This is a genomic window from Paenibacillus cymbidii (genome assembly GCF_004764705.1).
GTDB lineage: Bacteria > Bacillota > Bacilli > Paenibacillales > NBRC-103111 > Paenibacillus_AN > Paenibacillus_AN cymbidii.
Map to the genome: position 1 here is coordinate 1 of NZ_SHLX01000030.1, position 24,641 is coordinate 24,641.

The 24,641-nt window shown below is 56.7% G+C and carries 16 protein-coding genes; 2 read left to right on the forward strand and 14 right to left on the reverse strand.

The features are described 5' to 3' along the window. Positions 1-338: 338 nt before the first annotated feature. The 7 genes from EXY20_RS30095 to EXY20_RS30125 form a co-directional block, all read right to left on the reverse strand. Positions 339-2,231, reverse strand: coding sequence for a beta-N-acetylhexosaminidase (locus EXY20_RS30095; RefSeq protein ID WP_135556133.1), 1,893 nt, complete (start codon positions 2,229-2,231; stop codon positions 339-341). 201 nt (positions 2,232-2,432) lie between these two features. After that, positions 2,433-4,688: a helix-turn-helix domain-containing protein gene (locus EXY20_RS30100; RefSeq protein WP_135556134.1), complete on the reverse strand. Its 2,256-nt coding sequence runs from the start codon at positions 4,686-4,688 to the stop codon at positions 2,433-2,435. A gap of 68 nt (positions 4,689-4,756) precedes the next feature. After that, positions 4,757-6,961, reverse strand: a complete 2,205-nt coding sequence (locus tag EXY20_RS30105) for an alpha-galactosidase (RefSeq protein ID WP_135556135.1) — start codon at positions 6,959-6,961, stop codon at positions 4,757-4,759. Positions 6,962-6,988: 27 nt separating this feature from the next. Then, a complete protein-coding gene (locus EXY20_RS30110; protein ID WP_135556136.1) occupies positions 6,989-8,239 on the reverse strand; it encodes a M14 family metallopeptidase in 1,251 nt (416 codons plus the stop codon). Between the two features lie 12 nt (positions 8,240-8,251). Further along, positions 8,252-9,133, reverse strand: a complete 882-nt coding sequence (locus EXY20_RS30115; RefSeq protein WP_135556137.1) for a carbohydrate ABC transporter permease — start codon at positions 9,131-9,133, stop codon at positions 8,252-8,254. Between the two features lie 8 nt (positions 9,134-9,141). Then, on the reverse strand, positions 9,142-10,047 hold the full coding sequence (locus EXY20_RS30120) for an ABC transporter permease (protein WP_135556138.1): 906 nt from the start codon (positions 10,045-10,047) through the stop codon (positions 9,142-9,144). Between the two features lie 77 nt (positions 10,048-10,124). Next, positions 10,125-11,741 (reverse strand): type 2 periplasmic-binding domain-containing protein, encoded by a 1,617-nt coding sequence (locus EXY20_RS30125; protein WP_167859634.1) that lies wholly within the window; start codon positions 11,739-11,741, stop codon positions 10,125-10,127. Positions 11,742-11,988: 247 nt separating this feature from the next. Here EXY20_RS30125 and EXY20_RS30130 point away from each other — a divergent pair, with 247 nt between their 5' ends. After that, positions 11,989-12,762, forward strand: a complete 774-nt coding sequence (locus EXY20_RS30130) for a M55 family metallopeptidase (RefSeq protein ID WP_135556140.1) — start codon at positions 11,989-11,991, stop codon at positions 12,760-12,762. Between the two features lie 235 nt (positions 12,763-12,997). On the opposite strand, the gene EXY20_RS30135 is transcribed toward EXY20_RS30130, so the two are convergent. The 7 genes from EXY20_RS30135 to EXY20_RS30165 all read right to left on the reverse strand — a co-directional run bounded on the left by EXY20_RS30135 (position 12,998) and on the right by EXY20_RS30165 (position 23,181). Continuing rightward, positions 12,998-13,741: an IclR family transcriptional regulator gene (locus EXY20_RS30135; protein ID WP_135556213.1), complete on the reverse strand. Its 744-nt coding sequence runs from the start codon at positions 13,739-13,741 to the stop codon at positions 12,998-13,000. A 354-nt stretch (positions 13,742-14,095) separates the two neighbouring features. Beyond that, positions 14,096-14,467, reverse strand: a complete 372-nt coding sequence (locus EXY20_RS30140) for an Rpn family recombination-promoting nuclease/putative transposase (protein ID WP_328592607.1) — start codon at positions 14,465-14,467, stop codon at positions 14,096-14,098. 15 nt (positions 14,468-14,482) lie between these two features. Further along, a complete protein-coding gene (locus EXY20_RS30145; RefSeq protein ID WP_135556142.1) occupies positions 14,483-16,717 on the reverse strand; it encodes a helix-turn-helix domain-containing protein in 2,235 nt (744 codons plus the stop codon). 81 nt (positions 16,718-16,798) lie between these two features. Further along, a complete protein-coding gene (locus tag EXY20_RS30150; protein ID WP_135556143.1) occupies positions 16,799-17,683 on the reverse strand; it encodes a carbohydrate ABC transporter permease in 885 nt (294 codons plus the stop codon). 4 nt (positions 17,684-17,687) lie between these two features. After that, positions 17,688-18,605 carry an ABC transporter permease gene (locus tag EXY20_RS30155; protein WP_235886271.1) on the reverse strand — a complete coding sequence of 306 codons (918 nt, stop codon included), beginning with the start codon at positions 18,603-18,605 and terminating at the stop codon, positions 17,688-17,690. Positions 18,606-18,774: 169 nt separating this feature from the next. Then, complete coding sequence (locus tag EXY20_RS30160; protein WP_135556144.1) at positions 18,775-20,385, reverse strand: type 2 periplasmic-binding domain-containing protein; 1,611 nt, start codon at positions 20,383-20,385, stop codon at positions 18,775-18,777. 123 nt (positions 20,386-20,508) lie between these two features. Continuing rightward, positions 20,509-23,181 carry a right-handed parallel beta-helix repeat-containing protein gene (locus EXY20_RS30165; protein WP_167859635.1) on the reverse strand — a complete coding sequence of 891 codons (2,673 nt, stop codon included), beginning with the start codon at positions 23,179-23,181 and terminating at the stop codon, positions 20,509-20,511. 275 nt (positions 23,182-23,456) lie between these two features. Here EXY20_RS30165 and EXY20_RS30170 point away from each other — a divergent pair, with 275 nt between their 5' ends. After that, the gene (locus EXY20_RS30170) at positions 23,457-24,593 is read left to right on the forward strand and encodes a superoxide dismutase (protein WP_135556146.1); all 1,137 of its coding nucleotides are present in this window, start codon (positions 23,457-23,459) and stop codon (positions 24,591-24,593) included. Positions 24,594-24,641 lie beyond the last annotated feature (48 nt).

The following is a 24,641-nucleotide window of genomic DNA, read 5'->3' on the forward strand; positions in this document are numbered from 1 at the left end:
TTCCGCTATAGTAGTCATCGAGTAGGGTTCCTTTCTTGGTGACTTTGACCATCCCGAGAATACCCTACTTTTTTGTTGCCTGGCTAGGCTCCAAATCTTGGTTACACACACTATTGTACGTCATCCCGGCAGGCACCATTAAGCCGGATTTCCCGGCTTATTCCCTCCCTGCGGCCCCGGCAGGCACCATTAAGCCGGATTTCCCGGCTTATTCCCTCCTTGTGGCCCCGGCAGGCACCATTAAGCCGGATTTCCCGGCTTATTCCCTCCCTGTGGCCCCGGCAGGCACCATTAAGCCGGATTTCCCGGCTTAATTATCACGCGGACCGTCACCGCCGCTAGAATCCCCAGCTGAACGACAAGCGGCTGGCGCTTGGCATTCTGCTGTACATGTTGCACACGACCAAACCCGGCTTCCCGGAATAATACAGCCGCTCCTGCTCCAGCTCGTCAATCTTGTCGATGCAGCCGTTCAAATAGTCGTCAAGCCGCCGAATGGTCGTATCCATTCGCGCCAGCAGCCCCCCGTAACGGATGTCGAGAACCTCCCAGCCGAGCGGTTTGTTGATCTCCATCCACAGCTGCCGGTGATTGATGCGCAGCTCGCCGATCCCCTCGATGAGCGCAGGAAGGACCGAATCCATGAACGAACGCAACCGTTCCCGGTCGCCGGCGTGATACGCTTCGTAAAGCTCGATGCCGAGCTCCGCTTTATCCGCCAGCACGGAAGCGATATTGCCCATAAACCGGAACAAAAATTTCCACTCGGCGTTCGCCGCCTCCCGTGCGCGCAAACGGTCGGCAAGCTCGCGATAATGCTGTTTCATGCCCAACCCTTCGATGTTTTTGTCGAACAGCCCGGCAAGCGGATCCTGCCACAACAAATACTTCGAAGGGTTGGCCGGCCGGTAACGAGTTTCCGGCTCCAGGCCCGGCGGCCTGTCCAGCCAGGTAAATTCCAGGAAATCGTCCATGTCTCCGCCGGTGCAGAAGGCGAAACGCTTCTTCAGCTTCTCCATGTCAAGCTCGCGGGAATAACCATGCTCCGCAAACAACTGAAAGCCGAGCAAATGGCCGTACAGGTTGCTTTCCACGCCGCCGTCTCCCCAGATCGTAGCGAACACCTCGTCAATCCCTTCCGACTTGCATGCCCGAAGCGCGGCGTTCGTCGCCAGGAACGTTTTGTCGTAATCGATCGCGAACCCGCTCCAGCCCCAGATGCCGCCCGCAAATATCGGATTTTGGCCGAAAGCCTGATGCTTGCGAATAAATTCCCGGTAGAAATGCTCGTCATGATGATAATAATCCCAAAACACCAGCTGCATCTGTTTCGGCGCGCCGTCGATCGCTTCCTGCGGTATTTGAATGGACAAATCAAAATAGGCGCCTTTCGGGGAGGCCGCCCGGAAATACATGTCGCTCCAAATCATCGGCTGCAAACCGAGCTTGTCGACAATCTGAATGACGCGGTGCAAGTGCTCGTTCATGATCTCCGCTTTATTGCGGTATCCGTTCTGCAGCAAATATTTCCCTTGCCCCAGCTTCCAGGCTTCGTCCATGCCGATATGAATCCGCTTCGACCGGAAAGGGGCCGTGGCGGATTTGATCATGCGCTCGATAAATTCATACGTCGGTTCATAGCCGACAAGCAGCGTGTCGTCGTCATCCTTCAGCTTGCTGTACCGATCCCACTTCAGCACGTCGATCAGATGCGCCAGCGTCTGAATGCACGGAATCATCTCGATCCCCAATTGATCGGCAAACCGGTCGCATTCCCTCAGCTCGTCTTCGCTATATTTCCCGCGCATATAGCCGAAATACGGCTCCTCTTCGACCTCGTAAGAATCTTCGCAATAAAGCATCATCATATTGAGGCCCATCAGGGACATATAGGTCAATACTTTTTTTACGTTCGCTACATTGATGACGGCGTTGCCTTGACTGACATCGAACATGATACCGTTGGTCGCAAATTGCGGGGTTTCTTCGGTTTTCCATTCCACCTCATCCATATGCTCCAGCAGCAGCCCCAAAGCGCGAAAAAAATGAATCTTCCGCTCATAGGAGATGGTGGCCGAGCTCGCGTTTTTTTCGACCGTTAACGGCTCGGCATCATGACGTTTCACATATACCGGGAATCCGCCCTCGGCGACCTCAAATGGCAGTTTTTTCGCCAAGATCCGGATGCCGTCATTCAGATCGGCCGTATCGCCTTTAAAGTCGAGCCTCACCTATACCCCTCCCATTCGTTCCCCTTCATCACTTAACATATTCATTTTTCCATTCGCAATCCAACGTTTTTCACAGTTCGACTGCGCGCATTCTCATAGGCAACGAAAATTCGGAAGCAATCGCTCGCCGCAGCCACTTTTCTGGATTTTCCTGAGGATTTGCTCATGTTGCGCCTTTGTCGGCGCATTGCATGCTCTCATTCAATCGCCTTTGAATTTCCCCGGCGTGATGCCGGTATACTTTTTGAACAGCCTCGTAAACGTGATCGTATTCTCATAGCCGACAAGCGCCGCCGCTTCTTTGACGCTCAAATCCTGTTTGGCCATATGCTCCTGGGCTTTTTGCATGCGCACTTTCTGGATGTACTCCAGCAGTCCTTCGCCCGTTTGTTGTTTGAAAAATTTGGATAAATACGGCAAACTAACCTGCATCCGGTCGGCAATCATCGATACGCTCAAATCCGGGTTGCGGAAATTTTCCTCGATGAACGAAATCGTATTGTCCTTCAAATAATTTTCATGGATTTGTTCTTTCCGCGAGGCATAAGCTTCGATTTCGTCCAATATCGCCCGAATCTCCTTGTCCAGCTGCGGCAGCGTCCGGCAATTGACCAGCCTGTCGATCGGACTGAGTGCGGTCAGAAACGATTTGTCCAGCACGACGTTGAATTCGCCGATCGTGGTGATCACGGTGTTGATCAACCCGAACATATTGCATTTGACAATGTCCACCGGCACTTGCGCATAAAACGCCGTGTCGCCGATCAACTCGTGAATGATCTGTTTCGCTCCCTGAAAATCGCCGGCTCTCACATAATTCGCAAACTGGCGCTCCTTGACCCGGAACCGCTCGTTGCCCGTGATATGCTCCTGCTTGCGGTGCTGGATGTCGTCGTAATGGATCACGCTTTCGCTGCCGAAAATCAGCCGGTACTCGATCGCGTCCATCGCTTCGTTATAAGCGGACTTGATTCCTTCCAGCGAACGATGCGTGCTGCTGACCGAAACGGTGAAGACGATACCGAATTTGCTCGAAATGATTCGTTTCGCTTGTTCGGCGATATGCAGCAGCTCCTTTTTGGCATCGCCGCTGTCCGCAGGATCGAAGTTGACCAAACAGACGATGAATTGATCGACTTCCACGACGTATCCCGCGTGACTTTGCCGAACCAGATCCTCGACGGTATTTTTCGTCATGAAAAAAATCAGGTCTTCCCCTCGTTCATAAGCAATGTCTTCCATATAAAAAAGCAAAACGGCAAACCGGTCCGACACAAAATACGGCCTGTAGTAGTCGTGCATATCCGCGGCTGTCAAATGGTCGTCGGGTTTGCCTTTCATCAGTCGAATCAGGTAATAATCGCGCAAGGAGCTGTTTTGCCGATCGACTTTCTGCTCCATCTGTTTATTTTCCGCTACGATATGGGTGACGGTTTCTTCGATAAACTTGTATTCGCTCGCGCGAGCGTCACGGGCAATACCCGATTTGTGAGTGATGACACGCAATAGACGATGGATCGGCCGGTAGTTGTGGCGGGAAAAGATGTAGACGAGACAACCGCTAATCGCCAGCGTAATCGCAAACGCGACGACGGTCAGTCGTTTGATCGCCGACGCCTTTTGCATAAACAATTCCCGGGGGACGAGTGACACGTATTTCCAGTTGGCAACCTGCGAAGGAACAGTGTAGGCGACCATCTCCCGACCGGCGTAATCGAGCTTCACCGCCTCCTGATTGCGAAGCAGCCCGTAATCGATCGTCTCGCTGAATCGCGTCGGCTCCGAGGTGTACATCAGCCGATTCTGATCGTCGACGATCAGAATCGTTTGCTCATGCCGCCACTCGCTGACATCCAACTGAAACACGATCGTTCCCATCGCATCCTCCGGATGAATCGAAGCGTAAGGCACGAGCGGTTTGACAAACACGATCGAATCGTCTATCGGCAAGTAGCCCTTGACAGCCGGCCGCAGGACATTCGTTTTCCATTCCTCCGGACTGATGTGGCTGAACTGATAATTTTGCGAGTAATAAAACTCGGGATCGTGCACGCCGTTCGAGGCCAGGATGGAATTCGACTGGTACAAATAAATATAGAAGCGGCTGATGAACTTGTTCGCCAGCATGTACGTGCGGAATTCGTTGCTCAGCCAATACTTGTTATAGCTATGAATCGGATCTTCGTCGTCGGTTACGTACAACAGCCCTCTGATTCTGGAATCGAGCTCGATCGTAATCGCCAGCCGCTCGATGTCCCGCAACCGGCTGTCCATGCTTTGCTCGACCTGCCGGAGAATCGAATCGTCCGAACGGGCGATTTCGCTTTCGATGATGGCCATCGACTTGAAATAAATGACCGCGCAAAACAAGACGGGAATGAACAGGATGAGCAGATAGGGAACCACAAAGGAAAACAACGTCCGGTTGTTGTGCAGAAATCGTTTGAATTCAGGCATTTGCAGTCACTCCCCCACCCATCGCTCAAATAACCCGAATGGTTTGGCCGCACGATAAGCCGCGCCGCTTATTCACCCGTTGCCCTGGCAAGCTCCAGCAGTTCCTGGCCGTATGCGGGAAGCGCCAATACCAAGGCGCCGTTCTGCAGCTGCTTGCCGGTGAACGTACCGAGGGCGGCGGAACCGAGAAGCGCATGCACCCGGTACGTGTGCGTTTCGTCTACCCAGGGAATGACGATCGGACGACGCTCCGCTCCATGACTGCCCCTGATGACAACAACGGCCCCTTCGCCGCTGCCGTTCAGCTTGCCCCACCAATGCCAATCGGTATCGGTCGGTTCCGGCACGCCGCTGTATTGGAAGTGGCGGTATATGCCGTAGTCGCGCTGCAGCCGCGCAAGCAGATCGAAGCGTTGCCGGTAATGCGCCGCATGCTCTTCCGTCAGCGAAGATAGATCCCCGGCATACAGCAGCGGCGCGCCCATCAGCCAGCTGCATAGTTGCCGGTCCTGCACGTCCGGTGTCAGGCTGCCGCGCACGCTGATCGTGGCCGCGCCGTAATAATTGATCGAACAGAGCGGCAGCCCGCGGTGCGCGTACAATCGCATACGGGCGTTGAAGCAGCCGCGAATCAATCCCTGGCGCAGCGTCTCAGGATCGAACCGATCCAGTTCGAAAAAACGCCTGCTCTGATGACCGGCCCCGGAGTAGTCGTTGGGCGGAATGTGATACATGCCCGCATGTCGCAACGCCGCAATATCGCAAGGAGTACCGGGAGTACCCCAATAAATTTCATGGGTCAATTCGGGAACCGCGCCCGGGGCCCGCTCGCTCACCAGTCGTTGCGCCTCGAGCAGCCCCCGCAGCCCTCTGAGCAGCGACTCCTTGCGCGTTCGGCTCTCGTGCCCGTCCGCAATATCGCCGAATTTCACATTCGTAAAGTCCTGCTTGAAATGGATTGCGCCGTATGCTCCGGCGAGCGCCGCCAAATCGTCGGCGTAATAATAGCGCCACGGGCTGGCGAAGCTCATGCCGTACCCGTCGATGCGTTTCAGCAGCGGCAACACTTCCGCGCGCGGCATGGCCGTCATATCCTTGGAGTCCGGATCGCGGAAACACGACACCCACAGCCCAAGCTGCAGTCCGCACGATCGGATGAACGCGCTGGTGGCGTGAAAGTCCGGAAACTTGTTCGTATCGGGTTCCGTCCCAAGCAGCCCGCGCTGCCAGCCTTGATCGAGAATGATCGTCGCAAACCCGCATTTCGCCGCAATGCCCGCTTGCTCGCGCACAATCGCGTCGTCGATCCGGTTGCCGAAGTTGCTCCAGGAGCACCACGCCGGCGCCAGCTTCTCGACGGGAGGCGCGCTTACGCCCAGCTCGCGCTGCAGGAACGGGACGAAATCGCGTTCGACCGTTCGGTCGAGCGGCCGCGAGATGCCGGCCCCCGTGTCGACAGCGGTTCCATAATAAGCATACAGGAAAACCGCTTCGCTAACGAACGTTTCTCCCGGGGCAAGCACCCATTCGAAGTGGCTGTCGGCATAGCCGGTTCCGCCCGAGTCGTTCATTTCCCGCAAGGCGGACGGCACTTCGCTGCACACAAGCACTCCTCTCGTATGTTCGGCATTGCCGAATGCCAGTATACTGGACTTGGCGCCGCGCTCGGACGGCGTCAGCTCCACCTGGCTCCTGTTATCGCCCGCCAGCTGAATGTCGTCAATCAGCAGTTGCTCCAGCTTCAACCAGCCGGGGCTGTCATTGCGAACTTCGATCCGCTTGCGGACGGCGGCGTCGGACGGATACGCTTCGTACACGAGCGCGACCGCGAACGATCCGTGTCCCGGCAACGGCCAGCCGTTCATGGCGAAACGATGGCGCTCGATTCCGCGTTCGTCCGTTTCCCGCTCATGGGTCACCGTCATTGGCTTCATGCGGGCGTCGCAGCCGGAACCGTCGACGGAGAGCGGCTCGCCCCAGGCGGCGGAATCGTCATGATAGACGCCCTGTTCGGTAACCGCCAAAAAGTCCGTTTCTGTAAATGCAGCCGTCGTCTCAATGACCGGCGCCTTCTCCTTGTCGATGCCCCGGGGCGGAGCATCGACCGTTCGTTGCTTCACCTGAAAAGAAAACTCCTTGCAAGCCGACAGCAGCTCTTCCCCGTCTACGGTCAAACTGACGGTTCCGGCTCCTCCGGCATGAATTTCGATCTTGCGCCGCAGCCGCTTGCTGCCGAGCGTTATGGCGGTTTTGTCCGCATCCGCTGTCTTCATTGCCTGTCCCCCACTTTATGCGTCCGATTATAATTGCGCCGCTTGTTCCGCCGGATGCTCGTGCAGCCATTGCAGTACGCTGGCGATCCCGTGATAATGCCGCGTCTGATACTCCTCCAGCATTTGCCGCGTCGTCTCATCAACAAGCGACGCCTTCGACTGCTCCCGGCGGTCCCATTCCAGATCGAAGCCGGGGATGCCGGACTCCGCGTACAACCAATGCGGCAAGCTTCCGGCGCGGCATCCGTAATGGAACTGGATCTTGTACGCTTCGCCGAGTGCAAATCCGTGGCTGTACGCTTTGATCAACTGCAAGCATTTGCCCGTAAACTCGCTGTCGCCGGCCGCATATTTGGAGGTCAGGAAAGTATCGCCGCAAATGCTGGCAAGCGAATGGAACGAAAATACGCCGCGCGGCGCCGTTTGCCGGATAAACGCCATCAACGCCTGCGTTTCCGGCTCGGTGGAAGGAGCTTCTCCTCGATACGTGCTGACGTGCGGATTGCTCGTATCTTGTCCGTACGAATGATCGATCGTCTCCCAATTCGCCGGAAAATTGCGGTTGATATCGACGCCGTTATAATTCGTGCGCAAATAGGACGGCTCTCCCAACACCTGCAGCTCGCGCATATCGATGTTGACGGAAGGCAGAACCGCCACCCCGACGTGCCGCAGCAAGTCGGCGTGCTCCCGCAGCAGCCGTTCGATCGCAGGCAGGATCAGCTCCGGCCCCGCTTCGCCGGCATGCACGAGACCAACGAGGGCGATACAGTTCTGCATGTTGCCGACGAACAGCCCGCTAATCGTGCGTCCGCGGATCGTGCGACCGAAGCTTCTTGTTGCGACTTGGTCCGCATATGTCGCGGCGAGCCTTTCCATATATCGCTCCACCTTAGCTTGCGGCCACCAGATTTCCGTATCGCGCAAACGCACGGGCACCGGTCCTACGGGAATATCGCCACGGTCGCCCGATACCCAATAAGCGTAAGTGCCTCCCACTTTGACGGTACGGTCGGTGTAGCTGTACATCCTGGCGTCGACCGCCTCGAGCCGCCCTTCGTAGATCAACTCGGCGTCCGCAACGTCAAGTCCGATGAAATATTCCCCGTAATCGCGGCCGAACTCGAACGCCGGCTCCTCCTTGCGATAGATCCGGATAACGAGCGGGTCCCGGTCTCCGGGATCGGATTGAAACAGCGGCGTCGTTTTGCCGAAATACAATCGGACGGCTCCCTCTTCCGCCTTGACACGCAAGTCGAACAGCAGTTTTCTGGCCATTGCTCATTCCCCCTATTCCTTCAGTGAGCCGATCATGACGCCTTTGACAAAATATTTTTGCAGGAACGGGTACACGAACAGGATCGGCAATGTGGTGACAATAATGGCGGCATATTTGATAATTTGTTTGGCCGCGATCCCGTCCATGTCCGAGGTGCTGACCATCGAGAAGTCCACCTTGTTCTGCACCAGAATTTCGCGCAAATACAACTGCATCGGATACAGCTCGCGATCGCGCAAATAAATGCTCGCCGCAAACCAGGAATTCCATTCGCTTACGGCGTAGAACAGGCCGATGACGGAAATAACCGCCCACGACACCGGCATCACGATGCGGAAAAATACGGTCAAGTCATTGGCGCCATCCATCTTGGCCGACTCGATCAGTTCATTGGAAATCCCCTGGAAGAACGTTTTCATCACAATAATATTATACGCCGAAATCATGGGGGGCAGCACGATCGCCCATATCGTGTTGATCATGCCGAGCTTCTTGATGAGCAGAAACATCGGGATCAAACCGCCGCCGAAAAACATCGTAACTACGATCATCATCATGATGAGCTTATTCCACAGCGGCCCTTTCCGGGACAACGTATACGCGGCAAGCGCCGTGCTGCTCAGGCTGAGAATCGTGCCCACCGACACATACGTGAGCGTATTTCGGAACCCGTGCCAAATATTTTTGTTCTGAAACACGAGTTTATATCCTGCGGTTGTAAAATCGACCGGATGCCACAAAATGCCGCTTGACGTTGCCACGGCGGTCGGGTTGCTGAACGATGCGAACAGCACATAAAGGATCGGATACAACGTGACGGCCATCAGCACGACCATGAATACAAGGTTGAAGCCGTCGAACATTTTGCTGCCCAAGCCGGTTCTCATTTTCATAACAGACCTCACCACAAGCTGGTTTCATTCGTTTTTTGGCCGATCTTGTTCGCTATCACAAGCAGGATAAAGTTAATGACCGCGTTAAACAAGCCGATCGCCGTGCTGTAGCTGTAATCCGCCTGCTCCAGCCCCCTGCGGTATACGTACGTGGAAATGACGTCGGCCGTATCGTAGACGAGCGGATTGTAAAGCAGCATGACTTTCTCCCAGCCGACGGACAGCAGCCTGCCCATTTGCAAAATCAACAAAATGACGATGACCGGCGCGATCGCGGGCAATGTAATATGACGAATCTTCGTATATCGACCGGCGCCGTCCATCTCCGCCGCCTCGTACAAATGCGGATTGACGGTGGAAAGGGCCGCCAAATAAATGATCGTGCCCCAGCCAAGCTCCGTCCAAATACTCGAGGACACAAAAATGGTGCGAAACAGCCCGGGATTCGACAGCAACGAGGCGCGTTCGCCGCCGAACATGGCAATGATGTCGTTGATCAATCCGTCGGAACTCGTCATGTCGATGACGATGCCGCAGATGACCACCGTTGAAATAAAATGCGGCAAATAGCTGATCGTTTGCACAAACCGCTTGAATAAATCCTTCCCCAGCTCATTGATGAGCAGCGCCAGCAGAATCGGCGCCGGAAAACCGAAGATCAGGCTGTAGAAGCTCAGCAGAAACGTGTTTTTCACCAGGCGCCAAAAGTAGTAGCTGTTGATGAAATCGCTGAAATGCTGCAACCCGACCCACTTGCTTCCCGCGATCCCGAGGCCCGGGCTAAAATCCTGGAACGCAATGACCGCCCCGTACATCGGCATGTAATGAAATACAACGTAGTATATCACCAGCGGAGCTACCATCAGGTATAAATATTTGTACTTGGCGAAATCCTTGCGTAACGTTGTCAGCATGCGCTTCCCGCTCCTTGCCAAGAATAGGACAGAGTAGCGGCCTCCGGGCCGCTGCCCTGTCCCGAATCCACTTGCTATTATCTCTTCTTCAGGCGCTCATAAGCAGCATTGTAATTGGCCGTCACTTTATCGATGCCGAAATCCTGAATTTTTTTCACATACGAATCGAACTTATCCAGCGATTCCACGCCCATCATAAATTTCAGGTTCATTTCTTTCGTATACGTATCGACATCCGTCATGATTTTCGTATTCACCGCCTGCTCCTCGCTGGTAAAGGTCAATCCCGGAGGCAGTACCATCGATGTATCGGATTGTTTGGCCCACAGATCGAACCCTTGCTGCTGGATCGGCAGCTTGTATTGCATCCGGTTCATCCGGTCGTCGATCCGTTCCTTGAGCACATTCGGCGTGTACAGGTAACCCATCTTGGCTATTTCCTTGGTGTATGCCTCGGTAAACTCGGGCGATCCGTTCACCATTTTGTACGATTCGCCTTCGATGCCCCAATTCGTCAGCAGCTTGCCTTCGTCCGAATACAGGTAGTCGAAAAATTTGATCGTTTCCTTCGGATACTTGTTTTTGGTCGTGATGTACTTCGTATTCGCCATGAGCACGCCCCAGCCGGAGTCTACCCGGATGTGGAGTTTCTGGCCTTTGGTTAACGTAGGCTGCGGCGCAACGACAAACTCGAAGTCTTTTGGCAATTCAGGTTGAATTACGCCGTACCAGTACAAGTGCATCGGCGCTGCAGCAACTTTCCCGGTTTTCACCAGCGGGAGAACCTTGTCGGTATAGCCGTCCGTCGCAAAATCTTTCTGAATCAATCCCTCTTTATACCATTTATTAACCGTTTCCAAATACGTCTTGTAATTCGGTTGGATATTGGAGAAAGCAATCTTATCGCCGTTCAGGTACCACCCTTTGTTCGGAATGTCATAGGCGCTGGCGATGAAGTAAGAGGTTTCGCTCATATCCGACCAGCCCAGCGGCGATTGCAGGTCCGGGAACTTGGCCTTGAATGTCTTGAGCACGTTATACCATTCGTCGATCGTTTCCGGAACGGCCAGACCGGCCTTATCGAGCAAGTCCTTGCGGATCATCGGCCCGGCGTAAGCCATGCCCTGGCCCCGCTTCACGTCGTTATTGACACGCGCTCCAAATCCGATAAACTGGCCTTCGTCATTCTTCATCAGCTTGCCGATATCCGGGTCGGCATTCAATATTTTCGTCAGATTGGGCGCATAGTCCTTAATGTAGTCTTTGGGGTCGATGATCAGTCCGTCTTTGACCGCCTGCGACGCTCCGCCCTTATAGCCGTCGAAGTAGCCCATTACCACATCCGGCAAATCGCGCGCCGCAACCATCACGTTAAACTGTTCCTTCTCATTCCCGGACGGCGGATGGATAAACTTCAGATTAACTCCCGTACGTTTCATCAACTCTTTGGCAACCGGAGCTTCGGCAAGATTGTTGTAGTACGTCAGCTGCTGCGACTCTACAGGCATCCAGACGGTTAGCGTGATCGGTTCTTTGGGGGCAGACGACGCCGATGCAGCGGTCGTTGATGCTGGCGATGAGCTTGGAGCGGTCGAAGAACCCGAAGAATTCGAAGAACTGCATCCGGCGACGGCAAGCGTGACAACCAACAGCGCGCTCGAAAGCATCCGCAGTCGATTCGTCCTGTTCTGCATTTGTGTACCACCCTTTTTTAATAAAATTGGTGACGGGCGCCCGTCACGACCCCATTGTACAAATGCGATTCGAAAATGTATACGTTTACTTTTTGCCGGTGCTTCATAAATTAATGTGGCTGCATGCGCTGCCCGCAACCGCAGGAATGCCGCCGTGAGGCGAGCTTTGCAAGCTCGGGCGGAGCTTTTCTTTTCCGGGTATCGATAGTATGCTAATGGAAGTGTTTTTAAAGGAGGCTGATTGCGGATGAAGTCTTTTTTCATTCTTACCGATCTGGAGGGGCCGGCCGGTGTCGACAGCTTCAAGCAGACGCGTCCGGGCGACGGGGCGCCGGAGCGGATCGAAGCCGCGAAGAAGCTGCTGGCGCGCGAAGTGAACGCGTGCATCGAAGGCATTCGCAGCGTATATGCCGATGCCGTTATCGACGTCTGGGACGGGCATGGTCCGGGCGGGTTGAACGCGGCGGATGTGATCGGCGGCCGATATTTGCGGGAAAATCAGCCCTACAAGCAGCTGGAAGGTTACGATGCGCTGCTATTCGTCGGCCAGCACGCGATGGCGGGGACGATCGACGCGCCGCTCAATCATACGTACTCCTCGCGGGCGATCGCCTACTACAGGCTGAACGGCGTGTTTATCGGCGAATTCGGCGCGCGGGCGCTGATCGCAGGCTTGCAGGGCGTGCCGACCGTATTTCTTGCCGGCGACGATAAAGCCGCGCTGGAGGCGCTCATGTTCGTACCGGAGATCGAAACGGCCGTCGTGAAGCGGGGCAAAGGAATCGAAGCAGCCGAACATTTGAGCGGCGAAGAAGCTTGCCGGGTCGTGCGCGAGGGTGCGGCCAGAGCCGTGCGGCGCATGGGCGATATTGCGCCGTTCACGCGTTTTGCGGCACCGTTCGTACTGGAAATCGGTTATCTCGCCCCGCAGACGAACGGAAAACAGGGAGAAGGCATCGAATGGCTCAACGACCGGACGGTGCGAATAACCCGGGACGAAATTCGGGAGTTGCCCTTCTGACCCTATTACGGAAATAAAATAGGCCCTGCTTTATTGCCTATTTCGCCAAAAACGGGGTACCTCGCCAAAATAGCCAGTGAAGTCACTGGCTATTTTGGCTAAAGGGCCTGATTCGGGGTCCTGGCGGAGCAAATAGGCCATGTTTCCACTGGCTATTTCCGACGAGGCAGGCCAAATCGGGCAAATAAGCCATTTTTTATGGACTATTTTGTTATCCGGCCGCATACGGAACTCATCAGCGAATCATCTTGCCCATGCGCGCGGCGAAAGCGATAAGATGCGGCGCGTCCTCGCGCATCTTATCCGCGGTTAGCCGGTTCGAAGGGCCGGATATGGCGAGCGCCGCCACCAGCTTGTGCGAGCGGCTGAAAATCGGCGCCGCGATGGCGGCCGCGCCGGGCTCGCGCTCTTCAATGCTCATGGCGAAGCCGGTTTTGCGCGCTTCGGCCAACTTGCCGCGGTACGCCTGCGGGTCGAGCGACGCCGGCCAATCGCGCGCGGACAACAGGTCGCGCTCCACTTGGCGCGTCTCGAAGGCGACGAGCACCTTGCCCGATGCGCCGACATACAGCGGCATGCGCGCGCCGACCGGCGCAACGCGGCGAATCGCCTGCGTGCTTTCGACCGCCTGAATGCGCACCCGCTCCAGCCCGTCGCGAATGTACAGACTGACCGTTTCGCCGATCGTATCGCGCAGCCGCTCCATCTCGGGCAGCAGCGCAACCGCCGGATCGTCGCTGTGCGACAGATGCGCGGACAGCTCCCAGATGCGCAGCCCGAGCTTATATTTATCCGTAGCCGAACTGCGAACGAGGAAGCCTCTGCCTTCGAGGGAAGCAAGCAGCCGATGCACCGTGCTCTTGTGCAGCCCCACGCGAGCGGAAATTTCCGTCAAACTCAGTTCGGCGCTGTCTGTGAAGCAGATGAGCACATCAAGCGCCCGTTCCACGGCACGCACCGTTAATTTGCCGTCATCCATCCGCGGCTCCGCCCCTTTTCGTTTCACCTCATGAAACTCGGTTACACTTAGTATATATGATTGGTGTCGCCGAGCACAACAAAAAGGAACAAGAGTGCCGATAGCACGTCGTTGTCCCGCAACTCGAGTATGGGGCGATGGCGAAATAAGCCATCTTTTTGTGGTTATTGATTAACGGTGCACCATCGGGAAAGTACAGAAAGCCGCATATAGTCGAAAAATCATACAGAATTCGCCGCACTCGCTCCCAACCCATCCATTATGTTCGAAAAATCATATAGAATGCGCCGAATTCACTCCCGATCCATCGATTGTAATCGAAAATTCATAGTAAATACTCTGCAACTTCACTGTTCATGGTTGCCGCTCCGCGTCCAAACGGTCGATTTGTTCCAGCGTCAATCCGGTCATCTCCGCCACGAAACCTCGTTTCATCCCGCTCTTCAGCAGCTTGGAGGCAGTTTCCGTTTTGCTCTTCGTTTCGCCAAGCAGGATCCCTTCCTCCCTGCCTTCTTCTCGTCCTTCCTCCCGGCTTCCCGCCATCGACGAATTCCAGTCCCGGATGGCCTTCTCCCGCGCTTCCGCCAATTCGATTGCCAGCGGATCGCCGCTCAGTTGCTCCAGCTTCGCTTCCGTCTTTTCGATCATGCTATCCATCGCCGTCAGCTCCTTCAACTCGTCTTCGCCCAGCTTGCCAGTATAAACATCCTTGGAGAATCGCCACAATCGGCTTGTAATCGATCAACCGCTCTCCGGCGTCAGCAGCTGCTCCGGCGCAAGGGTCGCGGATTTGCGGTACTGCATCGGCGTCACGCCGTACTTCTCCTTGAATTTGCGGCAAAAGTATTGAATGTTGTGGTAGCCGACGGCCGTCGTGATGTCCGTGACCGTAAGCGTGCTGCCGCGCAGCAGCTCCGCCGCCTTGTCGACCCGCGCGTTCGTCAAATAAGTCGAAAACGACACGTGAAGTATTTCGCCAAACAATGAAGAGATGTAGGAAGGCGACAAGTACGCCCGTTCGGCCAAGGAGTCCAGCGAGATGTCCTCCTCCAGATGCGTGTCGATATACGCTTTCAAATCGTGGATAATCGCATAATGCGGATTTTCCGAGCTGACGCGCAGGCGGTCCATAATCGCCGTATTGATGTGGCGCAGCCAGTCGAGCGTTTCCGCCAGCGTACTTTTTTTAAATTCGCTGAACAAGTCGGTGCTGGATATGACCGCTTCATGCAGGTCGAGCTCGATAATCGTATGCGAAAGCCGGGTGATCAGCTGCATGATTTCGAATTCGACCACTTCGATCTGCAGGTCCTCGCGGCCAAGCTCGCGGGAAAAATCGGCAAGAAACGTTTCGACCAACTCCGCATCCGCGGCGCGCAGCGCGTTCTGATAGCCGTCGTAGGCAAATTTCTTGCCGAAGCCGCGCCGCGAATCGATTTGATCGTAGCCGATGGTGACGTTCATGCCATAGAGAAAGGTGTATTTGAGCGCATGAAGCGCCTGTTTGTAGGACAAGTGAACGTCTTCCTCTGCAAACGCCGGACGGCCAAAACCGCAGCTGAACCCGGCCTCCTCCGGCCGGGCCGTCCGCAGCCGCTCGATAAACGCACGCACCGCCGCCCCCGGCGCCTTGTTGTCCTCGCCCGGCAAGTAGAACAAGATGACGATTTCATCGGCGTTCATGCAAACAAGCTCGCTGCGCACCGCTTGCGATGCCGCCTGATGCCGCCGCTTGAACGCTTCCGCGCCGCCGTCGGTCCGAACGACGGCAACGATGCAGCAGGAATCGGCGGGAAGCAGCCGCCCGTCCGCCAGCGCCTCGACGTTCCCGTGAATCGCATGATGAACCAGACTGACGCGCGTTTGCTCGTTCAGCCTTCTGTCCAGCGAATGCAGCACGTTGTCGATGATGGCGTATTCGTTGCGCGTATGCGGCGCGATATTGTCCGCATGCTGCTTGCGGATGTAGGAGACGATTTTTTTCACCGGCATGTAGAAGCGCTGCGACAGGAAATAGGAACAAAGCACGCCGAGAACCAGCAGCAGGATGCAGCCATTGATAATGTCGTCCTTGAACTTGTTCGCCGAAAGGAAATACGATTGCATCGGACGGACGATGACGTAGGACCAATCCAACTGCGACAAGGAGGCGGGGGAGTGCGAAACGACCTCCCTGACCCCGTCCTCCGTTCGTACCCGGAAGCTGGGCTGGCGCTGCCCGCTCTCCTGCCGCAACGAACTTAGCTGGCTGTTGTCCGCGGCAGCGGTGCTGAACAACAGCTCGCCGTCCGGGGCAAACACATACGCTTTCTCGAGCTGCGGGGCCAGCATCGTCTGCAGCACATTTTCCAGATACGCCACGTCGACGTCGATGTACATATACCCTTTGACAGCGTCCCCTTCGGCCATGAATGGAAGCGTATACACATAGGTCAACACGCGGCTGTCCGCATATTCGGTGCCGTTATCCGCCTGCACGTTGCGGCGCAGCCACGTCATCTTCGGAACTTCGGCAAGCCGGGACACGAATTCGCTGTCGGGCGAACGGTCCGTCGATTCGTAGAAATAGTTGGCGTCGACGACAATGCGGTCTTTGAGATAATAAAACGTAATATTTTTCGTCCCGGGGGTGGCGTAAGCGGCGACCTTCAGGCTGCTGTTCAGCTCCGGAATCAAATAACCGTTGTCGCGGTAATGATTGTCAAGCAGAAACATCGTTTCCTTGGCGCTGTCCGGATTGATCGTCGCCATCAATTTGTTCGTCTCCACGAATCGCGGCAGAAAGGTGCGCTCCGTGTAGTCGCGGATCGTGTCCAGGCTGATTTTGCTGCTTTGCGACACTTCCTCCACCATCATGTTGTTCGCGCGCGTGTAGAGCAAGCCGCCGAACAAGCCGATGATCAGAACAGCCAGAATCAGGTAGGAGAAAACAAGGCGAACCCAGAATCGACTCGTATATTTCGATACAATCCCCATCGTTATCCCCCCTGCGAATGCCGCTCTCTTTCTATATTGTAGTGTACTTTCTTCCGTACGGCCAACCCCGGTTAATTCCTGTTATCCTTTCAACGAACCGACCATCAGCCCCTTGGCAAAATATTTCTGCAGGAACGGATACACCAGCACGATCGGAATCGTCGCAATCATCAGCACGGCGGCCTTGACCGTTTCGGCGGTCATTTTCGCTCCTCCGGTCGCTTGCAGCATAATGCTCTGCATTTCCTGGTCCTGGTTCTCGATAATCAGCTTGCGCAAGTAAAGCTGAAGCACCATCTTCTTGTGATCGCTGATGTAGATCAGCGCGTCGAACCAGGCGTTCCAATGGGCGACCGCCGTCCAGAGCGCCACCGTCGCCAGAATCGGCTTCGACATCGGCATGACCAGCGAGAACAGGATACGGATATCGTTCGCGCCATCCAGCTTCGCCGACTCCTCGAGCTCGACCGGCAGGCTCATGAAAAAGTTGCGCAGAATCATCATCGAAAAGGTATTGAACAGCGTGGGCACCACCAGCACCCATCTGGAATCCATCAGACCGAGCGCTTTGATCAGCAAGTACGACGGAATCAGACCGCCGCTGAAAAACATCGTGAGCACGATAACCATCGTAAAAAAATACCGGCCCGGCAAATGCTTCTTCGACAGCGCATAGGCGCCGAAGCTCATCAGCACGATCGACAGCGACGTGCCGATGACAGTGCGGAAGACCGAATTGCCCATCGCCAGCCAAATATCTCCCGCGGCAAACGCATTCTCATACGCGTCCCAGGAAATGGCGCGCGGGTACAAGTGCAGCCCGATGCGCAGCGACTCCTTGTAGGTGCTCATCGAGATGGAAAGCACATGCAGGAACGGGTACAGCATCAATACGCACATTGCAACGATCAGGGCCATGGCGAACCATTGAAACAGTTTCTCCCCGTAGGACATCCGACTGAGCATAAGGTTACACCAATCCTTCCTGGCCGGCCTTTTTCACCGCGTAGTTGGTCAGCAGAATCAGCAGGAACGCAATCACGTTCTTGAACAGGCCGACCGTCGTGGCGAAGCTGTACTGGAACGAGGTCAAGCCGGTGCGATAAACGAAGGTGTCGATAATGTCGGCAACCGCGTATACCGCCGGGTTGTACAGGTTGAATATTTGGTCGAAGCCGCCGTCCATAATGCCGCCGATGCGCAAAATGAACATGATCGAAACGACGGGCAGAAGCGACGGCAACGTGATATGCAGCATCATCTTCCAGCGGCTGGCGCCGTCCAGCACCGCGGCTTCGTACAAGTCGGGATCGATGCCGGCAAGCGCGGCCAAATAAATGATCGTGCCCCAGCCGATTTCCTTCCAGATGCTCGACACGACCAGCGTAAACCGGAACCAATGTTTATCCCCGAGAAAATAAATCGGATCGATGCCGAACCAACTCAGCACCTCGTTCACCGCTCCCGAGGAAGGCGACAGCACGGCGCTCAGCAAGCCCGCCATCACGACCCAGGAGAAAAAATGCGGCAAATACGAAATCGTTTGCGCCACTTTCATGAACAGCTTGGCTCTCAATTCGTTGAACAGCAGCGCCAGCACAATCGGCGCCGGAAAGCCGAACACGATATGATAGAAGCTGATAATCAGCGTGTTTTTGACCGCCGGGACGAACCCGCTGTACGGGTCCCACAGCAGTTCGAAATTGCGCAGCCCGATCCAGGGACTGCCCGTAATGCCGAGCAGCGGCTTAAAATCCTTGAACGAAATGATGATGCCGTACATCGGAATATAAGCGAACACTACATACCAAACGAGCACGGGAAGCAGCAAAAGCAGCAAATATTTGTTTTTGGTATAGCGCTTCCAAAAGCGGGAATCAGCCTGCACTATGCGTCACACCTTTATCGTCGAGTAGCTTCATCTTATCCGCGCTGCGGCGCCCCCGCTACGATAACATCATTCACCCATGTGCATTATCTTTGAAAATCGGGTGCGGCGGCAAAAAAGAAGCAGCCGTAGACGCGGGTGGCGTCCGGCTGCTTCTGGTCAAGTCGGATCAGTATTTGGTTTTGTTGTTCGCCTGGTAAGCGATGTTGGCCGCTTCCGTCAAATCGTCGCCGCCTTCTTTGCGCCACTGGGCAACGAAATCGTCGAAGCCTTTGTCCAAATCCACTTCGCCAAGAATGAATTTCAGGTAGTATTCCTTCTGCATCTTGTCGAGGTTCGGATGCTCCGCCTTCGGTTTGGCGTTCAGCGGATACCTGTTTTCGATCGTCTTCTGGCCCTTCGTCCACTTGTCGCGCTGAGCGAGCTGCTCCTGCGAATAGCTGTACTTGTCCATCAGCGGGCTGGCGCCGGTGAAGTAGGAATAGAAGTTGCCCGCGCCAAGCGCCGCGCCGCGTTTGACCATATCGTTGTAATCCGGGTTAATCATCGCCGGCACGCCGTTCTTTATTTCCCAATCGACGCCTTTTTCGCCATAAGTGGCCATCAGATAAACTTCGTCATCGGTCGCCAGCGCTTCCATCATCTCATAAATTTTGATCCGTTTCTTTTCGTCCTTCTCCAGCTGGACGCCGAACGCGATCGGATATTGTTTGATGCCGAAGGAATAACCGACGCCCGGACCGTTCGGTCCCGAAAGCAGCGGGCCGACCACAAGCTCCACATTCGGATTCGCCTTCTTGAACGGCGTTTCGTACGCGCCGCCGGCGATGTAATGGTACCACAGCCCGGCATCGATATAACCGACCCGGCTGCCGGCGATATTTTGCTGCAATTTCGCCGCATCTTCCGTCACGAACTCGGGGTCGAGCACGCCGTCCTTGTACCATTTGGCCAGCAGCTTGAACGCCTGACGGGCTTGCTCCGTGACCATGCCGAACTGCAGCTTGCCGTCCTTGTCCGGCTGCCAGGAATATGAATTGATGCCGAACGCGCCGAATACGACGGAGAACGTATTGGTGCCAAGCGCGTCCTTGCCGCGGGCGTCCAGGCCGTACGTATCCTTCTTGCCGTTGCCGTCGGGGTCGTTGTTGCGGAACTTGTACAGCAAGTCCTCCAGCTCCTGGATCGTCTTCGGCGCCTCTGTCACGCCGACGGCTTTCATCCAATCCGCCCGGTAGATCGGCAGGAACGGTGTAGAGCCGGCCGAAAAGATGCGGGGAATGCCGTAGTTTTTGCCGTCGACCGTAGCCCTTTCCCAGACGAGCGGGTCAAGCGCTTCGATGCTGGCAATGTACTTGGGCATGTACTTGCGAATTTCATCGACGGACACGCTGGCGATAATGCCTTGTTTTTTGTACGCTTCGGGCGTTCCCGCGAGCGCGAACGGAATGATGTCGGGAATTTCGCCCGCGGCGATTTTGACGTTGAATTGCGCGTCCCAGTTCGAGCGGTCGATGCGGACGTTTTTGATTTTGACATTAAACTTCTTCTCCAGGTACTGCTGCACCTTGCTGTTGTCGTCGTTCGGCGGATAAATGTTGGCCCAGGTAATTTCGATCGGTTTCTCCGGAGCCGCGGATGCCGCCGGCGTTGCCGTTGCCGCCGCGCCCGAAGGCTTGGGCGACGATTCCGTGCCCGACTTGGACGAACAGGCGGCAAGCACGCCCATTACCAGGGCGGTCATCATCGCCCCGGCCATCCATCGTTTGGTGATGCCCATGTTTGCTGATCCCCTTTACAAATTAGTGGCACCGGCGAAGAAAACGCTTACCGGTACTTCGCATCTTACGAAGATCGGAGCGCAATAACAATTGTAATATCATCGAAACGACAATACTATCTTTCACAGGTGCGGGTTCCACAGCCCGCAATCGTCCACATGGACGAAATACTTGCCCTCGTTTGCAATCGACACGACCGCTTCGGTTCCGTTCTCCCCTGTTGTAAAATGGAGCTGCTCCGGCCTGGCGTCCCAATTCAGCCTGCGGATGACCTTGGACACCGTCCCCTGCGTCTCGTTCCCGTGCCCGCCGACCGACACGCGCAGCGGACTGGCCGCGTGCGAATGCCCGAGCTTGAAGCTTTGCAGCAGCAGTTGCCCCGTTCCTCCGTGCAGCAGCAGGTACAAGTGCCGTTTCCCGCCCGCCGGGCGAATCGTCGTCTGCACGTATTTCCATACCCCGTCGTAGTCGTCGGCAATGGCCAGCCGGCACAGCAGCTCCCCGTCCGGCCGGTCGAGCCTGGCTTCGATCGCAAGCGGACCTTTCATTTTGTTCAGCCCCAGGGACAGATGGTTGTATTGCCCCGTATCGCCAAAATCGACATCGGCAAATTTCAGCCAGTCCCCTTCGCGCATCGGCCCCACATAAGCGGCATCGCGATAAACCGCATGGCTGCCCGCCGCATCCGTCTCCCAAGCCTCCCCCGCGCGGCACTCGTCATAGCGGATCGCCTGCCGGTACAGCTCTCCCGTCCGCGAACCGATCCAGAACGTATAGGTTGTGTTCGGCGCAAGCCCGGTAATGTGCTGCTCGATCCGGTCGCCTTTCCCGAGCGCCGCGGCAAATTTATTGCTGCGCGCGACGGAGTGATAACCGTACCAACTGTAATCCCAGGCGCATTCCTCCACGACGCGCGGATCGCCGCCCGCCACTCGCCATGGGCCCCAGTCGCCGGATTCGAACCCGCAATTGCCAAGCTTGCTGCCGCAGGTCAAATTCGTCAGCCGCCATTCCGCTTCCCGGCGAACCCCGAACCGATGGCCGGGCATCCAATCGTCCCCGTTATATTCGTAAGCCCCTTGATCGGGAGCCGTCCCGTTGTATCCGTCGGTCACCCCGGCGATCTCCACACCCGCATCGATGGCCGCCGAATGCCCGCGCAAGCGGAAATCTCCGTTCTGCGGGTCAACAAATGCAGCACCCGCGCCAATCAGATTGTGCGCCATCAAGCTGTCCTCGCCCCAGTCGGAAATAACCCCGTCCGCAAAAATATTGTTCGCCACCTGCACGCCGCACATATCGTCGAAGCAAAATACGCTCGAATGGGCGTCGCCGCTGCCGTAAAACGTGTTGTTGTACACCAGCGTACGCTGCAGCGGCCGATTGAGATGCAATCCGTGATGGGGAACGTTCCACACCACATTGCGGAAAAAGTTGACGCCGCTCGTCCAGGCATCCATGTAGAAGCCGAAGCTCAGATGAGTGGAAATATTGTCGTGAAGCCAGTTGTGGTGAATTTCGCTGTTGTCGAAGTCGTGATTGAACAAATAAATGATGCCCGAATCTTTCACCAGACAATTGGCGAACGAAATATCGTTATATTGGATGACCGAACGGGCAAAAACGCCGGATACGCAAGCTCTGCCCGCCCGCGTAATGGTGCAGTGGCTGACCAGATGCTCCGAACCGGTAAGCTTGACCAGGCTGGCATAGGAAGCTTCCCAGTTGCCGTCGTGGATGTAGCAATTGACCACCTTGTTGCGCCGTCCCTCGACATGAACGCCAATTCCTTCGAAGCAGCAAATTTCGCAGTCGCGCAGCTCGTTGTCGTGACCGCCCAGTTCCACCCCTTTCGTTCTTCCGTAAATGGTTTGCCTGGAGCCGAAATAACGGTCAAGCGCCGTCAGGCGGCTGCCGGCGATCAAACAATGATGCGCCCGCTCCGTCGTAATCGACGACGCGCGGCAATCGATGCCGATCACTTCCACGTGCGCCAGCCCGCGCAGGTCGAACGCGTATTCCCTGCGTTTGGCTTCGACTTCGGTTTGCCGCGGATCGTTCCCGTCCTCCATCGCGAGATACAATTGCCGCTCCTGCGGATCGTAGTGCCAAACCTTCCCGCCGTTCAGCGCCCGGCGGCTGCGGGTCAGGAAATAACGGTCCCCGGCCTGCGTCCGATACGCTGCGGCCGAGCTTATCCAGGGCTCGTGGTAAAGCGTGCCGCCAGCGAATCGCGTTACCCGAGCGGTCGAGATGAAATAACCGACGCCGTGCACGCAAGCGACGATGGCGCCGTCCCAATAGCCGTCGGGAAAAGCCGTCAAGTCCTCGTCGAAAATGGCTCTTTCGCCATCCTCATGCATGGCGCGATCCACAACGGCATACGACGCCAGATCCAGCCGGTCTGTCGGATGCGGCCACTGCGCCTCGTGATACAGCTCGCCGTTTACGAAAACGATATTGCCGTTGCCGTCCGCCATAGTCCAGTCCATCTCGCCTTGATAAATGGCGCCGGTGTTGTCGCAACGCTTCCAGTTCGTGACGAGATCGCAGCCGCTGACGACTGCTTGCTCCCCCGCATACGCTTCGAACCGGATCGGCGCCGCCGCCGTGCCGGAATGGGCGGGCTTGACCGTCTCCCGGTAGACGCCTGCGCGAATATAACACGTATCCCCCGCCTGCATAAGCGACGCCGCCCGGCCGATCGTGCGAAACGAAGCTTCCGGCGTTAGGCCGTCGTTCCGGTCGTCGCCTTCCGGCGCGACATAATAACAGCTTCCTTGCTGCCTGTCCATTGCAAGTTCCTCCTTGTCGTGAAACAAACGGTGCTGCTCCTGTCTACCTTTGCCCGCAGACGCCTTCATTGTAATGGTGCCTTCCGGCCGCGTTCAACGGAACGATCTTGCAATGGTGGATACTTTCTTTGAATATCGCAAAACGTGAAGGCGCCGCATAGCACGAACGGGGCGGGAATAGGTATAGGCAAGATGCGCGTGAAGGGAAGAGCGGTACAGGCGAGGTAAAGAGCGTTGCGGGCAAGGTAAATAGCGGTATAAGCGAGGGGATTCCTATGGGAGGTACGACTGGGCTGCACGGGCTTATGCTCGCCCGGCGGCAGGCGTTCGACTGCCTTGCGCATGCGACGTTGATGCGCGCGGCAGCGCTCGGGCTGGAGCCGAGGTACTTGCAATGGCTGCGGGAGTGGGAGCTTTCGTTCGGGCAAACGATAGCAGCCGCAGACCGGCTGCTCGGCGCCGGCGGAGATGACCGGCGCCGGCAAGCGGAGGCGCTGCAGCGGTTCGCCGAAGCGCAGCAACAACAATTCGCCCGCCAGCTGGAGCGGCTGGCGGGCGATAACGAAACGCTGCGAACGAATGCGGAGACGGAGGCGGCGCTGCGGTTCATCTTGCGCGAGCAACGCACCGCGCGATATATCACGCAAGAGCAAGTTACGATGCACGCGAGCGGGCCGCCCGGCGACTTGACGATAACCGGCGAAGGCAGCTGGTCGATAAAGCCGCTGGCGGATGCGTCAGCAGCGGAAAGCGGCGCGGCGGCAAAGGCAGATTCGGCTGCGCCTTCTTATGTTTTGCCGCTGCTGCCCTACTCCTTCGACGCGCTGGAGCCGGCGATCGATGCGGTTACGGTGCGCGAGCATCATGGCGTGCATCATCGCCGCCACGTCGAGGCGCTGAACCGCGCCGAAGTGATGCTGTCGTCAGCCGATGCGGCAGGCGACGCCGCAGGCTGCGTCGCCTGGATGCGCGAAGCCGCCTACCGCGCGATGGAGCATGAGCTGCACGCGCTGTATTGGCGCAGCATGCGCCCGGCCGCCGGGCGGGCTGGCGACGCCGACGCCCGGGGCGGTCCGGCCCCGGGCGGCGCGCTGGCCGATGCGCTGGCGCGAGACTTCGGCGGCGCGGAGCCGTTCCGCCGCCGGGTCGCCGCCGCGGCCCGGTCGGTCGCCGGCTGCGGCTGGGCGTTCCTCGCCTGGCTCCCGCAGCGACGCCGGCTTGGCATCGGCAGCGCGGCGCACGACCGCTGGCTGGCGGACCGGCACGCCGTGCCGCTGCTGGCGCTCGACATGTGGGAGCATGCGTACTTGCGGCGGTACGGCGCGGACGCCGATGCCTACATCGCCGCCTGGTGGACCGTCGTCGACTGGCCGGCGGCGGAAGCGCGCTTCGCGGCGGCCGTTCGCGGATAGCGGGCGGCTTGCGGCGTAGCGCGGTGGCAGCGGTGTGGCGCAGTGGCG

Coding starts and splice junctions, on each gene's coding strand:
- EXY20_RS30100 (WP_135556134.1), bottom strand. CDS start 4,688: ATGCCTGAATTCAAACGATTTCTGCACAACAACCGGACGTTGTTTTCC.
- EXY20_RS30105 (WP_135556135.1), bottom strand. CDS start 6,961: ATGAAGACAGCGGATGCGGACAAAACCGCCATAACGCTCGGCAGCAAG.
- EXY20_RS30110 (WP_135556136.1), bottom strand. CDS start 8,239: ATGGCCAGAAAACTGCTGTTCGACTTGCGTGTCAAGGCGGAAGAGGGA.
- EXY20_RS30115 (WP_135556137.1), bottom strand. CDS start 9,133: ATGAAAATGAGAACCGGCTTGGGCAGCAAAATGTTCGACGGCTTCAAC.
- EXY20_RS30120 (WP_135556138.1), bottom strand. CDS start 10,047: ATGCTGACAACGTTACGCAAGGATTTCGCCAAGTACAAATATTTATAC.
- EXY20_RS30125 (WP_167859634.1), bottom strand. CDS start 11,741: ATGCAGAACAGGACGAATCGACTGCGGATGCTTTCGAGCGCGCTGTTG.
- EXY20_RS30130 (WP_135556140.1), top strand. CDS start 11,989: ATGAAGTCTTTTTTCATTCTTACCGATCTGGAGGGGCCGGCCGGTGTC.
- EXY20_RS30135 (WP_135556213.1), bottom strand. CDS start 13,741: ATGGATGACGGCAAATTAACGGTGCGTGCCGTGGAACGGGCGCTTGAT.
- EXY20_RS30145 (WP_135556142.1), bottom strand. CDS start 16,717: ATGGGGATTGTATCGAAATATACGAGTCGATTCTGGGTTCGCCTTGTT.
- EXY20_RS30150 (WP_135556143.1), bottom strand. CDS start 17,683: ATGCTCAGTCGGATGTCCTACGGGGAGAAACTGTTTCAATGGTTCGCC.
- EXY20_RS30160 (WP_135556144.1), bottom strand. CDS start 20,385: ATGGGCATCACCAAACGATGGATGGCCGGGGCGATGATGACCGCCCTG.
- EXY20_RS30165 (WP_167859635.1), bottom strand. CDS start 23,181: ATGGACAGGCAGCAAGGAAGCTGTTATTATGTCGCGCCGGAAGGCGAC.
- EXY20_RS30170 (WP_135556146.1), top strand. CDS start 23,457: ATGGGAGGTACGACTGGGCTGCACGGGCTTATGCTCGCCCGGCGGCAG.